Source organism: Marinovum sp. 2_MG-2023, from assembly GCF_030548265.1.
Taxonomy (GTDB): Bacteria; Pseudomonadota; Alphaproteobacteria; order Rhodobacterales; family Rhodobacteraceae; genus Marinovum.
Genome location: NZ_JAUOSD010000015.1, coordinates 1 through 17,602, shown reverse-complemented (window position 1 = coordinate 17,602; position 17,602 = coordinate 1). Strand labels below are relative to the sequence as shown.

Genomic DNA, 17,602 nt, shown 5'->3' with positions numbered 1-17,602 from the left:
CCAACCCATTGAGGTTGGCCATGGAACTACCTAGCTTAGCGGTCGGACCCAGCCACAAAGGCCTGCGCCGCCCAGGGAATTGACGCCGCGATGACCACACCCTTTGACGAAGACCCGGCCCCTCGGCCACGCACCGGATGGGTTGCCAGCCTGCGCGCCTCTTTCCTGACCGGGATTGTGGTGATTGCGCCTGTCGGGCTGACCGTTTGGTTGATCTGGACGGTGATCGGTTGGGTTGATGGCGTGGTATGGCCGTTTGTGCCGAATTCCTATCAGCCAGAGCAGCTTCTGAACCGATTCCTGGGAAATGAGGGCCCGACCGATCCGAATTGGATCCGGGTGAACGTGCGCGGCGTCGGCGTCATTGTCTTCTTGCTGTTCACCCTGTTGGTCGGTTGGATTGCCAAGGGGTTGATCGGCCGGTCCATGGTCCGTTTCGCCGAGAGTTTGGTCGACCGCGTGCCGGTGGTACGCTCGATCTATTCCGGCGTGAAACAGATCGCCGAAACGGTGTTCAACCAAGAGGACCGTTCGTTCGAAAAGGCCTGTCTGATCCAATATCCGCGCAAAGGCGTCTGGGCGATCGGCTTTGTGTCGACCACCGCCAAGGGCGAAATTGCGGTGCGGGCGGAAACATCCGGCAAATTGATGTCGGTCTTTGTCCCCACCACACCGAACCCCACCTCTGGATTCCTGTTGTTTTTCCCAGAGGAAGACGTGATCGAATTGGATATGACGGTGGAACAGGCGGCCAAATTGGTGATTTCCGCCGGTCTGGTCTATCCCAACGGCCAGGATCCCACCAAGCCGCCGAAACATTGACCCGCCGGGAATTGCCCGACCTGTAACCGGCAACAGGTGTCAGGTAACCGGCAACAGGTGTCAGGCAAACATATCCCGCAGTGTCAGTGTCTGACGCCGCCCCAGGTCATCGCCGAACTCGGCCAGAAACGTCTCGACCGCCGCCGCGCCCGCCGCATGTAGCTGGCCAATCACCGAAGGCAGCGGCACGGTTTTCGTTGCCACGTTCAGATCATTCATCAACCCGTCATCCGCCACCATATGAAGACGGGGATTCTTCATGCTGCCTTCTTGCACCTTGCCCTGCGATATAAGCCGCTGGACAAAGTCGATGGCCCGCAATTCGCGCAACAGCGACGAATTGAAACTGATTTCATTGATGCGGTTCTGAATATCCTGTGCCGACTTTGGCACTGTGTCGCGCTCCAGCGGGTTGATGTTGATAATGACAATGTCATCCGGCAACCGCTGATCAAACAGCGGAAACAAGGCCGGATTGCCGGTATAACCACCGTCCCAATAGGCCTCTGTCGTGCCATCGGCGTCGGTGATGTCCACCGCCTGAAACAGCGTCGGCAAACAGGCCGAGGCCAAAATCACCTGTGGCGAAAGCGCCTCGCCGGAAAACACCTGCACCTTGCCATCGCGCACCCGCGTCGCACAGATAAAGAGCTCCGGCCCATGGTCGGTGTCACACACCCGGCCAAAATCAAACCCGCGCACAATATCATCCAGCGGATTGCGGTAAAACGGGCCATAGGCATAGGGCGACATCACCCGGCTCATCGTGTCCGCCATGACAAACATCGGCGACATTTCCAACGCACGCGCGGCGATGAGGGGCGCTGGCACAAAACCCTCCATCCAGGCGGGGATGCGCATATCGCCCAGCCCGCTGACCTTGCCCCATAGCTCTGTCAGCGCCAGGCGCGCACCTTCGCGCCCCCCGGCCACCCACCCCGATTTCAGGGCCGCAGCATTCAACGCCCCGGCCGAGGTGCCGGAAATCCCGCCAATCTCGATCCAGTCTTCGGCCAACAACCGATCCAAAGCGCCCCAGGTAAAGGCACCATGCGCCCCGCCGCCCTGCAGGGCCAGATTGATCCGTACAGTCTCAGGCAAGGCGCCAGTCCTTCTTCTCTTTTTATAATACGCTGGGGGGAGACCGCAGGTCGGGGGGCGAGCCCCCCTCTGGTTCCTGCCTCCGCCGAACAGAGTTTAAAGCGCGGTCCAGCCGCCATCGACGCTGATGGTCGTGCCGGTAATCTGTGCCGCAGCGTCGGAACACAGGAACACCGCCGTGCCACCGATCTGTTCGACCGTGGCGAACTCTTTCGAGGGTTGGCGCGTCAGCATGACATTCTTGATCACGTCTTCGCGGCTCATGTCATATTCTTTCATCGTATCCGGGATCTGCGCCTCGACCAGGGGTGTCAGCACGTAACCGGGACAAATCGCATTTGCGGTGATCGGCTCTTGCGCGGTTTCCAACGCGACGGTCTTGGTCATGCCGACAACGCCGTGTTTGGCCGCGACATAGGCCGATTTGAACGGTGAAGCCGTCAATCCATGTGCACTGGCGACATTGACCACCCGGCCCCAGCCCCGCGCCCGCATCCCCGGCAGCGCCGCTGCCATGGTGTGAAACGCCGACGACATGTTGATCGCAATGATCGCATCCCATTTCGCCACCGGAAATTCATCAATCGGCGCCACATGCTGGATGCCGGCGTTGTTCACCAGAATATCGCAGCCCCCCGCCTTTTCGATCAAGGCACGGCATTCGTCGCCCTTTGACATGTCGGCCTGAATGTAACGCGCCGTGACACCAAACTCCTTGGCAATTTCGGCGGCCAGGGCGTGATCCTCGTCCCGGTCGGTGAATGAATTCAGAACCACATCCGCCCCCGCACGCGCCAACTCCTGGGCGACGCCGAGACCAATCCCGGAATTCGATCCTGTGATAACTGCGGTTTTGCCTTTGAGCGACATGATAGCTCCTTCGTGCTTGCCGATTCTGCACTGCAGCCTAATCGCTGCAACTGCAAAAGGCCAAGACCCCGTGCCATGCGCTGATCACAATAAGGTTTCGGGTCATCCGGGGAACGGCAGGCTATATGCACAAAAAAACCCCGGCACGAAGCCGGGGTTAAGTTATTGAGGCAGGTTTCATACAGGCAAGAAACCTATCGAGCAGTGCCCCCTTTATAAGCAATCTTGCGCCCGCATCCAAGCTAAAAGTTTGAAAAGGCAGAAATCCACCGCTACGCTCCAAATCCAATGATACAAGGCATTCAGGAGATTGTTGCCCAAATGCGTCCAATTTTTTTCCACCCAATTGCAACTTTCGGCGCCAGTTTGGCGCTGATTGCAACCATGGGATTCGCATCGGCCGAACCGCAGCATGGCATAGCTATGTATGGCGATCCCGCCCTACCCCAAGATTTTGCGCACCTGCCCTATGCCAACCCGGATGCCCCCACCGGCGGGCGGATCGTGACGGGTGAAACCGGCGGCTTCGACAGCCTCAATCCACAGGTCCCCAAAGGCACCGCACCGTGGCAATTACGTTTCATCGCTTATGAAAGTTTGATGGGCCGCAGTTGGGATGAGCCATTCACGCTTTACGGGGTTTTGGCCGAATCGATAGAGGTCGGACCGAATCGGCAATGGGCGGAATTCACGCTCAATCCTGCCGCTGAATTTTCCGATGGCAGCCCGGTCACGGTGGAAGACGTGATGTGGTCTTATGAAACGCTCGGCACGATTGGCCATCCGCGTTATCACGGGTTGTGGTCGAAAATCGACCGTATGGAACAGACCGGCCCAGGCAAAGTTCGCTTTACCTTCAATACCGATGACCGTGAACTTGCGCTATTGGTCGGCATGCGTCCAATTTTGAAAAAGGCGCAATGGGACGGCAAGGATTTTGCCAATTCCGGTCTGGATGACATCCCGATCACCAGCGCGCCTTATGTGATTTCCGATTTTGAACCGGGTCGTTTCCTGTCGTTGAAACGCAATCCCGATTATTGGGGCAAGGATGTGCCATTCCGCCGGGGCACCAATGTGCTCGACGAAATCCGAATGGAGTTTTATGGCGACAGCACCGTCGCGTTTGAGGCTTTCAAAGCCGGAGAGGTGAATACCAACCGCGAATTCAATGCCGGGAAATGGGACAGCCAATATGACTTTCCTGCCGTGACCCGCGGCGACGTGGTGAAATCCATCATTCCGCATCGCCGCGCCAGCGGGATCACCGGTTTCGTGATGAACACGCGTTTGGATCAGTTCAAGGATTGGCGGGTGCGTGATGCCTTGATCCATGCCTTCAACTTTGAATTCATCAACGAAACCCTGACCGGTGGCGAACAACCGCGCATCACCTCCTACTTCTCGAATTCGGTATTGGGCATGCAGGACGGCCCGGCCAGCGGACGGGTGCGCGACTTTCTTGAACCCTATGCCGATGATCTGCTGCCAGGCGCGCTTGAGGGCTATGCCCTGCCCGTCGCTGATGGCTCTGCCCGCAATCGCAAGAACATTGCAGCCGCGATGGACCTTTTTGAACAGGCCGGCTGGACCGTACAGGATGGCCAGATGAAGGATGCCAATGGCACCGCCTTCACCTTTGAAATCCTGTTGAGCCAGGGGTCGTCGGAAAACCAGTCGATCATCGACCTTTACACCCAAGCGCTTGAACGTCTTGGCATTTTCCCCACGGTCACCACCGTCGATAACGCGCAATACAAGGAACGCACCAACAATTACGACTTCGGCATGACCTATTACCGGGTTGGTGTCTCGCTCAGCCCCGGCAATGAACAGCGGCTCTATTGGGGGGCGGACGGCGTGACCGAGCCGGGCACCAAGAACTGGATGGGCATGGCCTCGCCCGCGGCCGAAGCGATGATCGACAAGCTGGTCAATTCCGAAAGCCGCGAAGATTTCGTTGCGGCGGTGCGGGCGCTGGACCGGGTGCTGACCACCGGGCGATACGTGATCCCGATCTATCAATTCAACATCTCGCGTGTTGCACATGCGAAAGAGTTGAAATACCCCGACCACATTCCGATGTACGGCGACTGGATCGGCTGGCAACCGGATGTCTGGTGGTACGAAGAGGAGTGAACATGCGTGCGTTTTGTCTGGTGACATTGATGGCGGCCCTGACAACATTGGCCGCCTGCAACACGGTCGAAGGCGTCGGCCGCGACATCAGTGATGGTGCCCGAAGCGTCAAGGGCATGTTGTGAAGCGCCTGATTGCGCTCTGCGCGGTGATTGGATTGGTCACCGCCTGCAGCCCGGTGCGCAAGGCGACAAAACTGCCGGTCAAGGCCGCCAAGATCGCGGCGCGCGCCGCCCTGCTTTGATTTTCCAGTGCGCGCCCCAAGGAACCTTTGATCCCCGGCGGCGTGACGGACCCCATCACAACAACAACGTGACACCGCCGTTTCGGCGGTGTTTTCGCGTCTTCGCGACCTCTTCACATTATTTTGCTGACAGAACCGGCCAAAGCATTTTAAGCTTTTTGTGACACTTGCCCTGGAAGGTGAATGTCGGGGCGAAATGGGACGCCTGAATGCGGAGGAATATTAAATGAACTGGACGGACATGACACGTGATTGGGGGCGGGCTTTGCGGCACCTGAAACGCCGGTTCCCGCATATCGACGAAACGGCGCTGTCATCGCCCCCCATCCCGCCCGAAGCGGTGGCCGAACATCTGGCGCGTCAACACGACCTGACCGATCTCGAGGCCGAAGAAGAGTTGAAGGATTGGATCTATATCCAAAGCCTTGCACGGCAAGCCACGGAAATGGACGCACATTAGCGGCCGCAAATCGGCTGTTGTACGGGGTGGATCAGGTCAGCGATGTCACCCAGAGGATGGTTGCATCATCCTGACTGGTTGAGATCACGTTATGGCCCATGGTCGCGTCATAATAGGCGCTGTCGCCCCGGCGCATTTCAATCGGCTCATAAAACTCGGTAAAAAGCTTGATAACCCCGGTGAGGACATACAGAAATTCCTCGCCATCATGGCGAATCCAACCGTCGAATTCCTCCATCGAGCGGGCCCTGATCCGCGCGCGATAGGGCAACATCTGCTTTTTGGTCAGCCCCTCGGCCAGAAGTTCATGTTCGTAGGTGATTGTCGCCTGTGCCGCACCTTCGCCAGAGCGGGTGACCGACATCCGGCCATTGACCCGCTCATTCTGGGGCGCCGTGAACAATTGCGGGATCGAAATCCCCAGCCCCAGGGCCAGCTTTTTCAACGCGTCATAGGTCGGTGACATCTGACCGTTTTCGATCTTCGACAGGGTCGACCGTGCCAGCCCGGCCTTGGTTGCCGCCTGTTCCAGCGTCCAGCCATGGCCCTTGCGCAATTCACGAACCCGTTCACCAAGGTCAAGCGGCTCGGTATGCACCGGGTCCTCGCTCTTGTCCCGGGCGATACGGATCAATTTTGCATTTTCGGACTTGGTCATAACCATCCTATAAGCAGAGCTGCATGGTCTTGCAACTGGGCCTTGCAGTGCCTACGCCCATGTCTGTTGGCCCTATGTCCCGGAACACCGCTATGCCCGATGCCACCAAAATCAGCCTGTTCAATCAAGGCCCGCCGCCACCCTGCCCGGCGGATTTCAACCTTGCGCAATTTGTGTTGCGCCATGCGGCGCGCACCCCTGACAAGGATGCCTTGGTGCTGGTAGCGCCCGATGTCACACAAAGTTGGAGCTTTGCGCGCCTTGAAAATGCCGTGCGCGGCATTGCGACAGGGCTGTTGGCAAAGGGGCTGACAGCTGGCGACCGGGTGTTGCTGCGGCTGGGCAATACGCCGGATTTTCCGCTGGCTTATCTGGGGTGTATCTGCGCCGGTTTGGTGCCGGTGCCCACGGCGGCGCAATTGTCCGAACGCGAAACTGCCAAGATCATCGAAATCCTGAACCCGGCGCTGATCCTGCGCGATCCTGTGGTGGCCTGCGCCGAAAGCGATGTGCAGGTGATCCCGGTCACCGAGTTGCAGGAGATGACCACCCTGCCGCCCGCCGAATATGCCATCGGCGATGCCAATCGACCGGCCTATATCGTCTTTACCTCCGGTACCTCCGGCACGCCGCGAGCGGTGGTACATGCCCATCGCGCGGTCTGGGCGCGCCAGATGATGGTCCGGGGTTGGTACGACCTGCGGCCCAGCGATCGGCTTTGCCATGCCGGGGCCTTCAATTGGACGTTCACGCTTGGCACCGGGTTGCTTGATCCTTGGGCGGCTGGGGCCACGGCGCTTATTCCCATGGCGTCGCTCTCCCCTGACCAACTGCCACATCTGCTGGCCCGGCACCGCGCAACCCTATTTGCCGCCGCACCGGGGGTGTTCCGCAAACTTCTGGCCGCGCCCCTGCCCGCCTTGCCCGATCTGCGGCATGCGCTTGCGGCGGGTGAAAAGCTGCCCGAGGGTCTGCGCCGCGCATGGCACGCCGCCACCAACACCGAGATTTACGAAGCCTACGGCATGTCAGAATGTTCCACCTTCATCTCGTCCAGCCCCGCCAATCCCGCCCGCCCCGGCATGTTGGGCCACCCACAGACAGGCCGCCACATTGCCATTCGCAGCGATGGCAAAACCCTACCGCTGGGCACGCCGGGCGAAATCTGTATCGCCGACAGCGACCCCGGTCTGATGCTGGAATATTTGAACGCACCCGACGCCACCGCGCGCAAACGGTTTGACGGCTGGTTCCATACCGGCGATCTTGGCCAAATGGCGGATGACGGTCAAATCGCCTATCTCGGCCGGGCGGATGACATGATGAACGCCGGCGGTTTCCGGGTGTCCCCGCAAGAGGTGGAACAGGCATTGCACGACCTGCCGGGGCTACAGGCGATTGCGGTGACAGATGTCGAAATCAAGCCGGACACATTTGTCATTGCGGCGTTTTATACTGCCGACCGGGATCTTGACGCGGCGCTGAAAACCCGGTCCGAGACGGTTCTGGCGCGGTACAAACAACCGCGTCTGTTCCGCCGCATGGCGCAATTGCCCACCGGTCCAAACGGCAAACTGTCCCGGCGCGCCCTGCGTCAGGGGTTCAACACCCCAAAACAGCCCTGATCCGCGATCGACCGCACCGCGACGACAGGCCCCTCTCGCCTTTGGCGCATCACCCTGTTACACCGCAGCAAATTCAGCCAAAGGCAGATCCGCATGACCAAACTCGACATTATCTCTGATCCGATCTGCCCGTGGTGCTATATCGGCAAATCCTATCTTGATCGCGCGCTGGAAGCGGCGCCGGATCATCCCTTTACCATTGAATGGCATCCCTTTCAGCTGAACCCCGACATGCCCCGGGGCGGCATGGATCGCCGCGCCTATCTGGAAGGCAAATTCGGCGGCAAGGACGGCGCGGTTCAGGCCTATCTGCCGGTCCAGCAACATGCGGAAAAGGCCGGTCTGGTCATCAATCTGGATGCGATCCAGACCACGCCGAACACCGTCGATGCGCATCGGCTGATCCATTGGGCGGGGATCGAAGGTCGGCAGACCGCGATGGTTTCGGCCTTGTTCAAGGCCTATTTCGTCGATGGCCGCGACATTGGCGATCATGACACCCTGGGCGATATTTCCGACGGGTTGGGAATGGATGCTTCGGTTGTGATGCGTCTGTTGCAAAGCGACAGCGATATTCAAGACATTCAGGACCGCGACAAGGCGGCGCGTGAAATGGGCGTCAACAGCGTGCCGACCTTTGTGGTTGACGGCAAACATGCGGTGCCCGGCGCCCAACCGCCCGAGCTTTGGGCCCAGGTGATTGCAGAATTGAAGGGCCAATCCAGCTAACGCCAGGAGCCGAAACCAGATGCATCCGCTGCGCATTTTGACACTGGTGGTCACCCTGGCCGGATTGGTGGTGGCCGGCACGGTGTTTTTTCGGTTTGCCGAAGGCTGGTCCTGGTTGGATTCCTATTTCTTTACCGTTGTGACCCTGTCGACCGTCGGCTACGGCAGCCTGGTGCCCGCCACGGCGCTGGGAAAAATAGGAACAACTGTATTCATTTTCCTCGGTCTCGGGGTTTTTGCGGTAACAATTCAGCAATTTGGCCAGTTTGCCCTGCGCAAACGCAATGAACATACAGAGTGGCTGATGGCGCAGCTTGGCCATAAAAACAACACGCCCGCCAACACCGACACCCCAAGCGGCAAGGCCGAATCGCGGCGATAGTTTCACGCATAGCGCGATTTACGGTGCATTTTCGCACAATCATCTATTCCTTGACCCGCTGCTCTGCCTGAAATAGCCCCACACCACCCCCCACACGCCCGCAGAAGCGGCGCGTCACATAGGTGTGTGCATGCCCGGTCAACGCATTTCCCAAGTTGAATTTGTCGCCATGATGGCAATTCTGGTGGCAACAATTGCGCTGGCCGTCGACGCCATGTTGCCCGCCATGGCGCAGATCGCCGCAGAGCTGAGCCCCGACAATCCCAACCGTGCCCAGTTGATTGTGACCTCTTTCATCTTTGGCATGGGGATCGGCACGCTGTTTGCCGGGCCTTTGTCCGATCGGTTCGGACGCAAACCGGTGATCGTGGCCGGGGGGGCGATCTATATCCTTGGGGCGCTGTTGGCCTGGCAGGCGCAGACGCTGGAAATGGCGATCTATGCCCGTGTGATCCAGGGGCTTGGGGCCGCAGGCCCACGGATTGTCACGCTGGCGATTGTCCGCGATCTCTATGCGGGTCGTGAAATGGCGCGTTTGATGTCCTTTGTGATGATCATCTTCACCCTGATCCCGGCCTTTGCGCCGACCATTGGGGCGCTCTTGATTTCCTGGGCCGGCTGGCGCTCCGTGTTCTTGATGTTCGTCGTATTCTGCCTCGCATCGACACTTTGGATGCACCTGCGCTTGCCGGAACCGCTGCCGGTCGAACACCGCAGGCCCTTGACCCTTGGCGCCCTGAAGCGCGGCACAGCCGAAATCATGACGAACCGTGCCGTGGTCATTGGCATCGCGGCGCAATCCTTTGTCGCGGCGATGTTGTTTTCGGTCCTGTCCAGCACACAACAGGTGTTTGATCAGGCCTTTGATCACGGGGCGACCTTTCACCTGTGGTTCGGCTTCATCGCATTGGTCGCCGGGACATCCGGTTTCCTGAACTCCGCTTTGGTGTTGAAACTGGGCATGCGGTTTCTGGTGACCCTGACCCTGTTGGTTCAGGTCGGGCTGTCATCGGTGGCGGTGATCCTGATGCAAATGCCGCTGGGCGAGACGCTGCATTTTTCAATCTTTGTCATCTGGCAAATCGGCGTGTTCTTTCAGACCGGTATGTGTCTGGGCAATCTGAATGCGCTGGCGATGGAACCGGTGGGCCATATCGCCGGGCTGGCCGCAAGCGTCATTGGTGCGGTGTCGACGGTGATTTCGGTGGCGCTGGCGGTGCCGGTCGGGCTTGCCTTTGACGGCACGCCAACGCCGCTGATCTTGGGGGTGTTGGTCTTTGCCTCGATTGGCACAATTTTGATGGTCTTCCTGCGGCGTGCTGAAATGCGCGACACTCAGGCGAAAGATGCGGCCGCCTAGGCGCGGAAAAATGGCATACATCAGTATACAATGTTTCGCTGAGGGTGGGTTATGCGCTAGCAATGACCCAAGACGCCGATTCCGTGACCCAACTCAATGAGGCCCCGATGACCAAGATCAAAGTAGACAATCCCATCGTTGAACTCGACGGTGACGAGATGACCCGCATCATGTGGGACTTCATCAAAAAGAAACTGATCACCCCCTACCTTGATGTGGATCTGCTCTATTATGATCTGGGTATCGAAGAGCGCGACCGCACCGATGACCAGATCACATTCGACGCCGCCCACAAGATCCAGGAGGTCGGCGTTGGCGTGAAATGCGCCACCATCACCCCGGACGAACAGCGGGTCGAGGAATTTGGCCTCAAACGCATGTACCCCTCGCCCAATGGCACCATCCGCAACATTCTGGGCGGCGTGGTGTTCCGCGCGCCGATCATTTGCCGCAACGTGCCGCGTCTTGTGCCCGGCTGGACCCGGCCGATCGTGGTCGGGCGCCATGCCTTTGGTGATCAATACAAGGCCACCAATTTTCGCTATCCCGGCCCCGGCAAGCTGACGATCAAATTCGAAGGCGCCGACGGCACCGTGATCGAAGAGGAAATGTTCGACGCCCCCGGCGCCGGCGTCGCCATGGGCATGTACAACCTCGATGCGTCGATCATTGATTTCGCCCGCGCCTCGCTGAACTACGGCCTCAACCTCGGCTGGCCGGTGTATCTGTCGACCAAAAACACCATCCTCAAGGCCTATGACGGCCGGTTCAAGGATCTGTTCCAGCAGGTGTTCGAAGAAGAGTTCGAAGCCAAATTCAAGGAAAAGGGCATCTGGTACGAACACCGCCTGATCGACGACATGGTCGCCTGTGCGCTGAAATGGAACGGCGGCTTTGTCTGGGCCTGCAAGAACTATGACGGCGACGTGCAATCCGATACCGTGGCCCAGGGCTATGGCTCGCTTGGCCTGATGACCTCGCAGCTGATGACCCCCGATGGCAAGATCGTCGAGGCCGAGGCCGCCCATGGCACCGTCACCCGCCACTATCGCCAACACCAGGCAGGCGAAAGTACGTCAACCAATTCCATTGCCTCGATCTATGCCTGGACCGGCGCGTTGAAACACCGCGCGAAGCTGGACGAAAACGTCGCATTGCGCGCCTTCGCAGAAACATTGGAACAGGTGATCATCGACACCGTGGAAAGCGGCCATATGACCAAGGATCTGGCGCTTCTTGTCGGACCGGATCAAAAATGGCTGACCACCATGGGGTTTCTGGAAAAGATCGACGAAAACCTCAACAAGGCGCTCAAGGGCTGAATCAAACGTGGCGACGAATCGCCGTCGCCACGTTTCCGCCACATTCCATCCACCGGCTGTTTCCAATTTCGCGGCAATCAGACGCCTTACGGCCAACCTTTTCCCGTCACGCAAAGATCAGGGGGCAAGATGCTGAAATTTCGCCACAATTCGGCGTAAACCTTGTCAGGAATGCGGCGAAAATCTAACCTACCCTCACTGTCAAACGAGGGAATTTTCGATGATCGTTCTGCTTGGTCTCGCGGTGATGGCCGCATTGGATTGTGTGATCTTCCGTGTCATCCTGGCACCAGAAGAAGACTGATCCGCCTGCGCATTTTTCCACAGCCAAAGGCCGGCCCCGCTCTCACACCCGGGCCGGCCTTTCTCGTTCAAGCTTTGACAAATCCTCTGGATGTCGGATGTCACCGCTGGATGTCAGATGTCACCGCTAGATGTCAGATGTCCCTGTGCCGCCCCGAAATCCGGTGGCGACAACAAACTTTTCGCTGGAATCCGCGCGCGAGCTGGGCGGTTTCACATTCACCACCTTGGTGAAATTCTGCTTCAACAGCTTCTGCAAATCGCCCTCGGCACCGCCAGCCAGAACCTTGGCCACAAATGTGCCGCCCTCGTCCAGCACGTCAAATGCGAAATAGGCCGCTGTTTCACACAGATGCATGATGCGCAAATGGTCGGTCTGTTTGTGCCCGGACGAAGACGCCGCCATGTCGGACATCACCACATCCGCCTTGCCGCCCAACCAGGCCTTGACCTGATCATCCGCACCCTCATCCAGAAAATCGAGCACATGCAATTCCGCCCCGGCAATCGGCTCGATCTCCTGCAAATCAATCCCGAGGATCGTGCCAACCGCCTTGCCTGAGCGTTCGCCAAGCGCATTGATGCGCTTCACCGCCACCTGACACCATCCCCCCGGCGCACAGCCCAGATCGACAACCCGGGCGCCCGGCACCAAGAAGCGATATTTCTCATCCAGCTCAAGGATCTTGAACGCCGCGCGCCCCCGATATCCCTCGGTCTGGGCGCGTTTGACATAAGGATCGTTCAATTGCCGTTGCAACCAACGGGTCGAAGACAGGGTGCGCCCGCGTGCGGTCTTGACCTTGACCGTCAAATCGCGCTGCCCGCGCCCGGATGTATTCTTGCCCGTGGGCGACTTTCCTGTGGGTTTCTTGGCCATTACGTCGCCCTCGATGCTTCTTCTGTTCAAAAATATCCTGGGGGAGTCGCGCTTGCGCGACGGGGGCAACGCCCCCAAACTCCGCCCGAAGGGCTCCTAAAGCGCGCAGAGCGCTCATTGTCAAAGCGGCGCAGTATCAAACTGCGGTGAAAATCTCAATACGGCCCGTCTTCCAACACCCCATGCGCCGACATCTGCGCATAAAGCAGCCCCTCACGCAAACCCCGATCCGCCACCGATAACCGATCCGTCGGCCAGGACCGCAACAACGCCTGCAAAATTGCCGCCCCCGACATGATCAGTGCCTGACGATCCTGCCCGATCCGCGGATCTTTGCGCCGCCCCTCCGGGCCCAACTCCAGATATTGGTTGATCACCTTGTCGATCTGATCCGAACTCATCCGCAGACCATCCACCTTGGTCCGGTCATAGCGCTTCAACCCCAGATGGCTGGCGGCCACCGTGGTCACAGTGCCAGAGGTGCCGACAATCTGAAAACCCTCACGCGCCTGCACATCCTTGTACGGCGCAAAATCAGCGAGGTTTTCCTCAAAGAACCACGACATCAACGCATAGCGCGCCGCATCATCTTCGACATCGTTGAATTGGTCACGCAGGGTGGCAACGCCAAGCGGCACGGAAATCCAATCCACCACCCGCGCCACCGGAAACGGGCTGCCGGCATTCTGAAACCCGGTGTGCAGCCGCATGATCGCGCGCGGTCGGTCCTGATTGGGCACCGCCGACAAATCAATCCACACCAATTCGGTCGAACCGCCGCCAATATCCACCACCAGCAATTGATCGGTCTTGGTGCTGACCAGCGGCGCACAAGATATCACGGCCAGCCGCGCTTCTTCTTCCGGTTCAATAATCTCAAGCTGAAGCCCGGTTTCGCGTTGGACATATTTCACCAGATCGCGGGCGTTCTTGGCGCGGCGACAGGCCTCTGTCGCCACAAGACGCATGTTCTGCACCTTATGCCGCCGCAGCTTCTGGCCACAGATTCGCATCGCCTGAACCGTGCGCCCGATAGAGGCGCGGCTCAACCGTCCGGATCGTTCCAGCCCAGACCCGAGTTGCACGGATTTGGAGAAACTATCGACCACATGGAACTGACTGCCCTTTGGCTGGGCAATCAACATGCGGCAACTGTTCGTGCCCAAATCCAGCGCAGCATAAAGCGCGTCCGGAGCGGGCGGTCGTGGCGCGGGGCTCTCTACCGGTTTCGGGAAAGCGCCCGCACCTTTGGGACGCCTGGACGCCATTGTAACGCCCTCCGAGTATCGTGTTGCCTTTGAGGATAGGCACGACCCTGCTGGCGTGCAAGCGGCCATCTGGGTCTGGCCTTAATTCTTTGTGACAGATCGCACAGACCCTTTTGCCACCCGACATGAGCCACGCTCATGTTCTGCATGAATATTATGAGCTGCGCCTTGGGTTCCTTCGCGGATCGCAACCGCCTATCCATGCGAAATCGTCCATTGGGCCAAACCGAGGTCGCGGATCAGCGGTGTTCGGTCGAAATTGGGACGTGGCGCAAATCCCCCCTGACTTATTCAGGGATTACCGGAAAAGGGGAATCAAATGGCTGATGTGACAGTGGTTTACTGGCGGGACATTCCGGCCCAGGTCATCGTTGGCAAAGGCCGCCGCGCCGCCAAGGTGCCGCTGCCCGAACGTTTCGAACAGGCCATTGACCGTGCCGCAATGAAGGTCGGCGCCGCCGACACCGATGCCTATCTGGCCGAATGGCGCAAAGCCCCCCCTTATCCGGTCGACGGAGACGCCGCAGATGTCGCAAAGGCCGAGGCCGCGCGACTGGACGGTGAATATGATCAGGATCGGATAAAGACCCTGATTGCCAATGATGGCTGGGCCTGAGCCCCGGCTGTCGCGCAGACGCAGTACCCTGCGCACCATAAGGGGGGCCGCAATGGCTTTGTTGAACTTCAAACGGCGTGACACACCGATGATCGCCACCTCTTCGCCGGTGGTTGCCGAATTCATTGATGGCTATTCGATCGAGGTCATGCCGCGCACCGCGCAAAAGATCAGCGATTTCCGCGACCTCCTGGCGCCGGGCACCCGCGTCTATATCGCCCATATCGACGGCACCCCCATCGACGACATGGTGGCCACCGCCCGCCGTCTGGCCAAAGATGGCTTTGCGGTCATGCCGCATTTCCCCGCCCGCATCATTCGGGACCGCGCCACGTTGGAAAACTGGATCGCCATGTATCAGGGCGAGGCTGGTGTGAACCAGGCGCTCTTGCTCGCCGGTGGCGTGAAGGAGCCGCAGGGGGATTTCGACAATTCCATGCAGCTTCTGGAAACCGGGTTGTTTGACCGTGCCGGCTTCAAACGGTTGCATGTGGCGGGCCACCCCGAAGGCAACCGCGACATCGACCTTGACGGCTCCAATACCAATGTCGAAGCCGCCCTGCGTTGGAAAAACAAATTCAACGAAACCACCGATGCCGATATGGCGCTGGTGACGCAATTCGCGTTTGAAGCGGCGCCGATCATTGCCTGGGCCGATGGGGTGCGCGCCGCCGGTATCAACCTGCCGATCCATGTCGGTGTGGCCGGTCCGGCCAAATTGCAGACCCTGATCAAATTCGCCATCGCCTGTGGCGTGGGACCATCGTTGAAGGTTTTGCAGAAACGGGCGATGGATGTGACCAAGCTGCTCTTGCCTTATGCGCCGATGGATGTGATCACCGACCTCGCCAATCACAAGGCGGCCCATCCCGACTTTAACGTCGAGGCCTTGCATTTTTTCCCGCTGGGCGGGATCACGGCAAGTTCTGAATGGGCCACGAACCATGGCGGCAACGCCAGCAAACCCGTGACCGGGGACTGAGGAATAACATGCCGACGCTGCTTTTCGATCTTGATGGGACGATGTTGAATTCCGACCCAATCCATATTCAGGTCTACAAGGAACTTTGGGCGTCGCGCGGCATGGATCTGACCGACGAAGGCTATATGCGCGACATGCATGGGCGGCTGAACGTTGACATCTATGCGGATTTTCTGCCGGATGAACCGGACCCGCAGGGATTGAGCGACTGGAAAGAGGCCCAGTTTCGCGACCGTCTGCCGCGCCCCTATCCGGCGATGCCCGGTGTGACCGCATTGGTGAAAGAGGCGGTTGCAAATGACTGGCCACGGGCGATCGTGACCAACGCCATGCGGCTGAACGCCGAGGCGATGCTGGATGCAATTGGCCTGCGCCAATACTTCGACGTGATCGTGATTGGCGAGGAATGCCCGCGCGGCAAACCCGACCCCTACCCCTATATCGAAGCGATGCGGCAACTTGGCGTTTCGCCCAGCAGTGCCATCGCGTTCGAGGACAGCCCATCGGGGATGCGTGCGGCGCGGGCCTCTGGCGCTTATAGCGTCGGCATCCGCTCCGCGCTGGACGACGAGACCCTGCGCCAGGCTGGCGCCTTCGAGACCTTGCAAGATTTCACCGATCCCGCGCTGCCGGCCATTCTGGCGCGCCTTACAGGAGCATTGATATGACCCGCACGATTGTCGAGTCAAAAACCAAAACCGCCGTCATCGGATTTGACGAACCGTTCTGTGTGATCGGCGAGCGTATCAACCCGACCGGACGCAAGAAACTGGCAGCAGAGCTTGAAGCGGGCGATTTTTCAACCGTGGAAAAAGACGCGCTGGCACAGGTCGCCGCCGGGGCAAATATCCTCGATATCAATGCCGGGGTTGTCTACAACTCCAACCCGAATCCAAATGAAACCGAACCGCCGCTGATGACCAAGATCCTGGAAATGGTCCAGGGGCTGGTTGACGTGCCGCTCTGCATCGACAGCTCTGTGCCTGCGGCACTTGAGGCCGGATTGAAGGTCTGCGAAGGCCGCCCGCTGCTGAATTCCGTAACCGGCGAAGAAGAGCGGCTGGAATTTGTGCTGCCGCTGGTGAAGAAATACAATGTGCCCGTGGTGGCCATTTCCAATGACGACACCGGGATTTCCGAAGACCCGGATGTGCGTTTTGCCGTGGCCAAGAAGATCGTCGAACGCGCCGCCGATTTCGGCATTCCGGCCCATGACATCGTGGTCGACCCGCTGGTGATGCCGATTGGGGCCATGGCAACCGCTGGCAAACAGGTTTTCACCCTGGTGCGTCGTTTGCGCGATGAGCTGGGCGTGAACACCACCTGTGGCGCGTCAAACATCTCTTTTGGGCTGCCCAACCGCCACGGCATCAACAATGCGTTTCTGCCGATGGCCATGGGCGCCGGCATGACCAGTGCGATCATGAACCCGGTGGCGATGCCGGTGACACAAACCAGGATTGCAGCGAAAAAGGCCGAAGTCGAAGCCGCCGGCATCATCCTGCCTGCGGAAATCGACGACGAGACCTTTGTGACGTTGTTTGGGCTGGGGTCGATGCAGGCCCGTTCCGGCAGCGAGATGGAGGCGATCCGCGCCGCCAATCTTCTGACCGACAATGATGCCCATGGCGGGGCCTGGATTGCGGCCAACAAATTGCCGGTGAAAGCCGGTCAGGAAGGCCGTGGTCGTAGCGGGCGCAGCGGTGGACGCCGGCGTCGCGCCTGACGTCAAGGAACCGGGGGGGGGGGGGGGGGGGGGCCCCCCCCCCCATTGCGCGACAGATCACCCATCATGCTGGCTCCTTGTTCTTCAAACCGGTGCCAAGATAGGCTTCAATCAC

19 protein-coding genes are annotated in these 17,602 nt (G+C 59.2%); 14 read left to right on the top strand and 5 right to left on the bottom strand.

Translation table 11 applies throughout. The features are described from left to right. Nucleotides 1-90 precede the first annotated feature (90 nt). Complete coding sequence (locus Q4577_RS16135; protein WP_244686483.1) at nucleotides 91-822, top strand: DUF502 domain-containing protein; 732 nt, start codon at nucleotides 91-93, stop codon at nucleotides 820-822. Nucleotides 823-882: 60 nt separating this feature from the next. Here Q4577_RS16135 and Q4577_RS16130 read toward each other — a convergent pair whose 3' ends face one another. Together Q4577_RS16130 and Q4577_RS16125 are read right to left on the bottom strand one after the other, a co-directional pair. Further along, nucleotides 883-1,923 carry a patatin-like phospholipase family protein gene (locus Q4577_RS16130; protein WP_303467605.1) on the bottom strand — a complete coding sequence of 347 codons (1,041 nt, stop codon included), beginning with the start codon at nucleotides 1,921-1,923 and terminating at the stop codon, nucleotides 883-885. A gap of 96 nt (nucleotides 1,924-2,019) precedes the next feature. After that, nucleotides 2,020-2,793, bottom strand: a complete 774-nt coding sequence (locus Q4577_RS16125) for a 3-hydroxybutyrate dehydrogenase (RefSeq protein WP_303467606.1) — start codon at nucleotides 2,791-2,793, stop codon at nucleotides 2,020-2,022. A gap of 384 nt (nucleotides 2,794-3,177) precedes the next feature. On the opposite strand from Q4577_RS16125, the gene Q4577_RS16120 reads away from it, so the two are divergent. The 4 genes from Q4577_RS16120 (at nucleotide 3,178) to Q4577_RS16105 (ending at nucleotide 5,636) form a co-directional block, all read left to right on the top strand. Continuing rightward, nucleotides 3,178-4,932: an extracellular solute-binding protein gene (locus tag Q4577_RS16120; RefSeq protein WP_303467607.1), complete on the top strand. Its 1,755-nt coding sequence runs from the start codon at nucleotides 3,178-3,180 to the stop codon at nucleotides 4,930-4,932. A gap of 2 nt (nucleotides 4,933-4,934) precedes the next feature. Then, nucleotides 4,935-5,057: an entericidin EcnA/B family protein gene (locus Q4577_RS16115; RefSeq protein ID WP_244686477.1), complete on the top strand. Its 123-nt coding sequence runs from the start codon at nucleotides 4,935-4,937 to the stop codon at nucleotides 5,055-5,057. Next, a complete protein-coding gene (locus tag Q4577_RS16110; RefSeq protein ID WP_280520507.1) occupies nucleotides 5,054-5,176 on the top strand; it encodes a hypothetical protein in 123 nt (40 codons plus the stop codon). The genes Q4577_RS16115 and Q4577_RS16110 overlap by 4 nt, the downstream gene beginning before the upstream one ends. A gap of 226 nt (nucleotides 5,177-5,402) precedes the next feature. After that, a complete protein-coding gene (locus Q4577_RS16105; RefSeq protein WP_303467608.1) occupies nucleotides 5,403-5,636 on the top strand; it encodes a hypothetical protein in 234 nt (77 codons plus the stop codon). A gap of 31 nt (nucleotides 5,637-5,667) precedes the next feature. On the opposite strand, the gene Q4577_RS16100 is transcribed toward Q4577_RS16105, so the two are convergent. Next, a complete protein-coding gene (locus Q4577_RS16100; RefSeq protein WP_244686473.1) occupies nucleotides 5,668-6,294 on the bottom strand; it encodes a helix-turn-helix domain-containing protein in 627 nt (208 codons plus the stop codon). A gap of 92 nt (nucleotides 6,295-6,386) precedes the next feature. Here Q4577_RS16100 and Q4577_RS16095 point away from each other — a divergent pair, with 92 nt between their 5' ends. From Q4577_RS16095 to Q4577_RS16075, 5 genes are all read left to right on the top strand, one after another. Continuing rightward, nucleotides 6,387-7,919 (top strand): class I adenylate-forming enzyme family protein, encoded by a 1,533-nt coding sequence (locus Q4577_RS16095; RefSeq protein ID WP_303467610.1) that lies wholly within the window; start codon nucleotides 6,387-6,389, stop codon nucleotides 7,917-7,919. Nucleotides 7,920-8,012: 93 nt separating this feature from the next. Further along, complete coding sequence (locus Q4577_RS16090) at nucleotides 8,013-8,648, top strand: DsbA family protein (protein ID WP_303467611.1); 636 nt, start codon at nucleotides 8,013-8,015, stop codon at nucleotides 8,646-8,648. Between the two features lie 19 nt (nucleotides 8,649-8,667). Further along, entirely contained in the window at nucleotides 8,668-9,030 is a 363-nt protein-coding gene (locus Q4577_RS16085) for a potassium channel family protein (RefSeq protein WP_244686467.1), read from the top strand. Nucleotides 9,031-9,160: 130 nt separating this feature from the next. Next, nucleotides 9,161-10,390 carry a multidrug effflux MFS transporter gene (locus Q4577_RS16080; RefSeq protein WP_303467612.1) on the top strand — a complete coding sequence of 410 codons (1,230 nt, stop codon included), beginning with the start codon at nucleotides 9,161-9,163 and terminating at the stop codon, nucleotides 10,388-10,390. A gap of 107 nt (nucleotides 10,391-10,497) precedes the next feature. Then, on the top strand, nucleotides 10,498-11,712 hold the full coding sequence (locus Q4577_RS16075) for an NADP-dependent isocitrate dehydrogenase (protein ID WP_303467613.1): 1,215 nt from the start codon (nucleotides 10,498-10,500) through the stop codon (nucleotides 11,710-11,712). Nucleotides 11,713-12,142: 430 nt separating this feature from the next. Here Q4577_RS16075 and Q4577_RS16070 read toward each other — a convergent pair whose 3' ends face one another. Then, nucleotides 12,143-12,895: an RlmE family RNA methyltransferase gene (locus Q4577_RS16070; RefSeq protein WP_244686461.1), complete on the bottom strand. Its 753-nt coding sequence runs from the start codon at nucleotides 12,893-12,895 to the stop codon at nucleotides 12,143-12,145. 155 nt (nucleotides 12,896-13,050) lie between these two features. After that, nucleotides 13,051-14,163, bottom strand: coding sequence for a Ppx/GppA phosphatase family protein (locus tag Q4577_RS16065; RefSeq protein WP_244686459.1), 1,113 nt, complete (start codon nucleotides 14,161-14,163; stop codon nucleotides 13,051-13,053). A gap of 319 nt (nucleotides 14,164-14,482) precedes the next feature. On the opposite strand from Q4577_RS16065, the gene Q4577_RS16060 reads away from it, so the two are divergent. The 4 genes from Q4577_RS16060 to Q4577_RS16045 are packed head-to-tail and all read left to right on the top strand — an operon-like array spanning nucleotide 14,483 to nucleotide 17,487. After that, a complete protein-coding gene (locus tag Q4577_RS16060; protein ID WP_244686457.1) occupies nucleotides 14,483-14,779 on the top strand; it encodes a virulence factor in 297 nt (98 codons plus the stop codon). Between the two features lie 52 nt (nucleotides 14,780-14,831). After that, nucleotides 14,832-15,761, top strand: a complete 930-nt coding sequence (locus Q4577_RS16055) for a methylenetetrahydrofolate reductase (RefSeq protein ID WP_303467614.1) — start codon at nucleotides 14,832-14,834, stop codon at nucleotides 15,759-15,761. 8 nt (nucleotides 15,762-15,769) lie between these two features. Further along, entirely contained in the window at nucleotides 15,770-16,429 is a 660-nt protein-coding gene (locus tag Q4577_RS16050) for an HAD family phosphatase (RefSeq protein WP_244686452.1), read from the top strand. Continuing rightward, complete coding sequence (locus Q4577_RS16045) at nucleotides 16,426-17,487, top strand: methyltetrahydrofolate cobalamin methyltransferase (RefSeq protein ID WP_303467616.1); 1,062 nt, start codon at nucleotides 16,426-16,428, stop codon at nucleotides 17,485-17,487. Before Q4577_RS16050 ends, Q4577_RS16045 begins: the two co-directional genes overlap by 4 nt. The last annotated feature ends 115 nt before the right edge of the window (nucleotides 17,488-17,602 follow it).

What these genes read in the sequence shown, in the direction of transcription:
- Q4577_RS16045 (WP_303467616.1), top strand. Translation starts at nt 16,426, where the DNA reads ATGACCCGCACGATTGTCGAGTCAAAAACCAAAACCGCCGTCATCGGA.
- Q4577_RS16075 (WP_303467613.1), top strand. Translation starts at nt 10,498, where the DNA reads ATGACCAAGATCAAAGTAGACAATCCCATCGTTGAACTCGACGGTGAC.
- Q4577_RS16120 (WP_303467607.1), top strand. Translation starts at nt 3,178, where the DNA reads ATGGGATTCGCATCGGCCGAACCGCAGCATGGCATAGCTATGTATGGC.
- Q4577_RS16060 (WP_244686457.1), top strand. Translation starts at nt 14,483, where the DNA reads ATGGCTGATGTGACAGTGGTTTACTGGCGGGACATTCCGGCCCAGGTC.
- Q4577_RS16095 (WP_303467610.1), top strand. Translation starts at nt 6,387, where the DNA reads ATGCCCGATGCCACCAAAATCAGCCTGTTCAATCAAGGCCCGCCGCCA.
- Q4577_RS16100 (WP_244686473.1), bottom strand. Translation starts at nt 6,294, where the DNA reads ATGACCAAGTCCGAAAATGCAAAATTGATCCGTATCGCCCGGGACAAG.
- Q4577_RS16070 (WP_244686461.1), bottom strand. Translation starts at nt 12,895, where the DNA reads ATGGCCAAGAAACCCACAGGAAAGTCGCCCACGGGCAAGAATACATCC.
- Q4577_RS16080 (WP_303467612.1), top strand. Translation starts at nt 9,161, where the DNA reads ATGCCCGGTCAACGCATTTCCCAAGTTGAATTTGTCGCCATGATGGCA.
- Q4577_RS16065 (WP_244686459.1), bottom strand. Translation starts at nt 14,163, where the DNA reads ATGGCGTCCAGGCGTCCCAAAGGTGCGGGCGCTTTCCCGAAACCGGTA.
- Q4577_RS16055 (WP_303467614.1), top strand. Translation starts at nt 14,832, where the DNA reads ATGGCTTTGTTGAACTTCAAACGGCGTGACACACCGATGATCGCCACC.
- Q4577_RS16135 (WP_244686483.1), top strand. Translation starts at nt 91, where the DNA reads ATGACCACACCCTTTGACGAAGACCCGGCCCCTCGGCCACGCACCGGA.
- Q4577_RS16115 (WP_244686477.1), top strand. Translation starts at nt 4,935, where the DNA reads ATGCGTGCGTTTTGTCTGGTGACATTGATGGCGGCCCTGACAACATTG.
- Q4577_RS16105 (WP_303467608.1), top strand. Translation starts at nt 5,403, where the DNA reads ATGAACTGGACGGACATGACACGTGATTGGGGGCGGGCTTTGCGGCAC.
- Q4577_RS16125 (WP_303467606.1), bottom strand. Translation starts at nt 2,793, where the DNA reads ATGTCGCTCAAAGGCAAAACCGCAGTTATCACAGGATCGAATTCCGGG.
- Q4577_RS16090 (WP_303467611.1), top strand. Translation starts at nt 8,013, where the DNA reads ATGACCAAACTCGACATTATCTCTGATCCGATCTGCCCGTGGTGCTAT.
- Q4577_RS16085 (WP_244686467.1), top strand. Translation starts at nt 8,668, where the DNA reads ATGCATCCGCTGCGCATTTTGACACTGGTGGTCACCCTGGCCGGATTG.
- Q4577_RS16050 (WP_244686452.1), top strand. Translation starts at nt 15,770, where the DNA reads ATGCCGACGCTGCTTTTCGATCTTGATGGGACGATGTTGAATTCCGAC.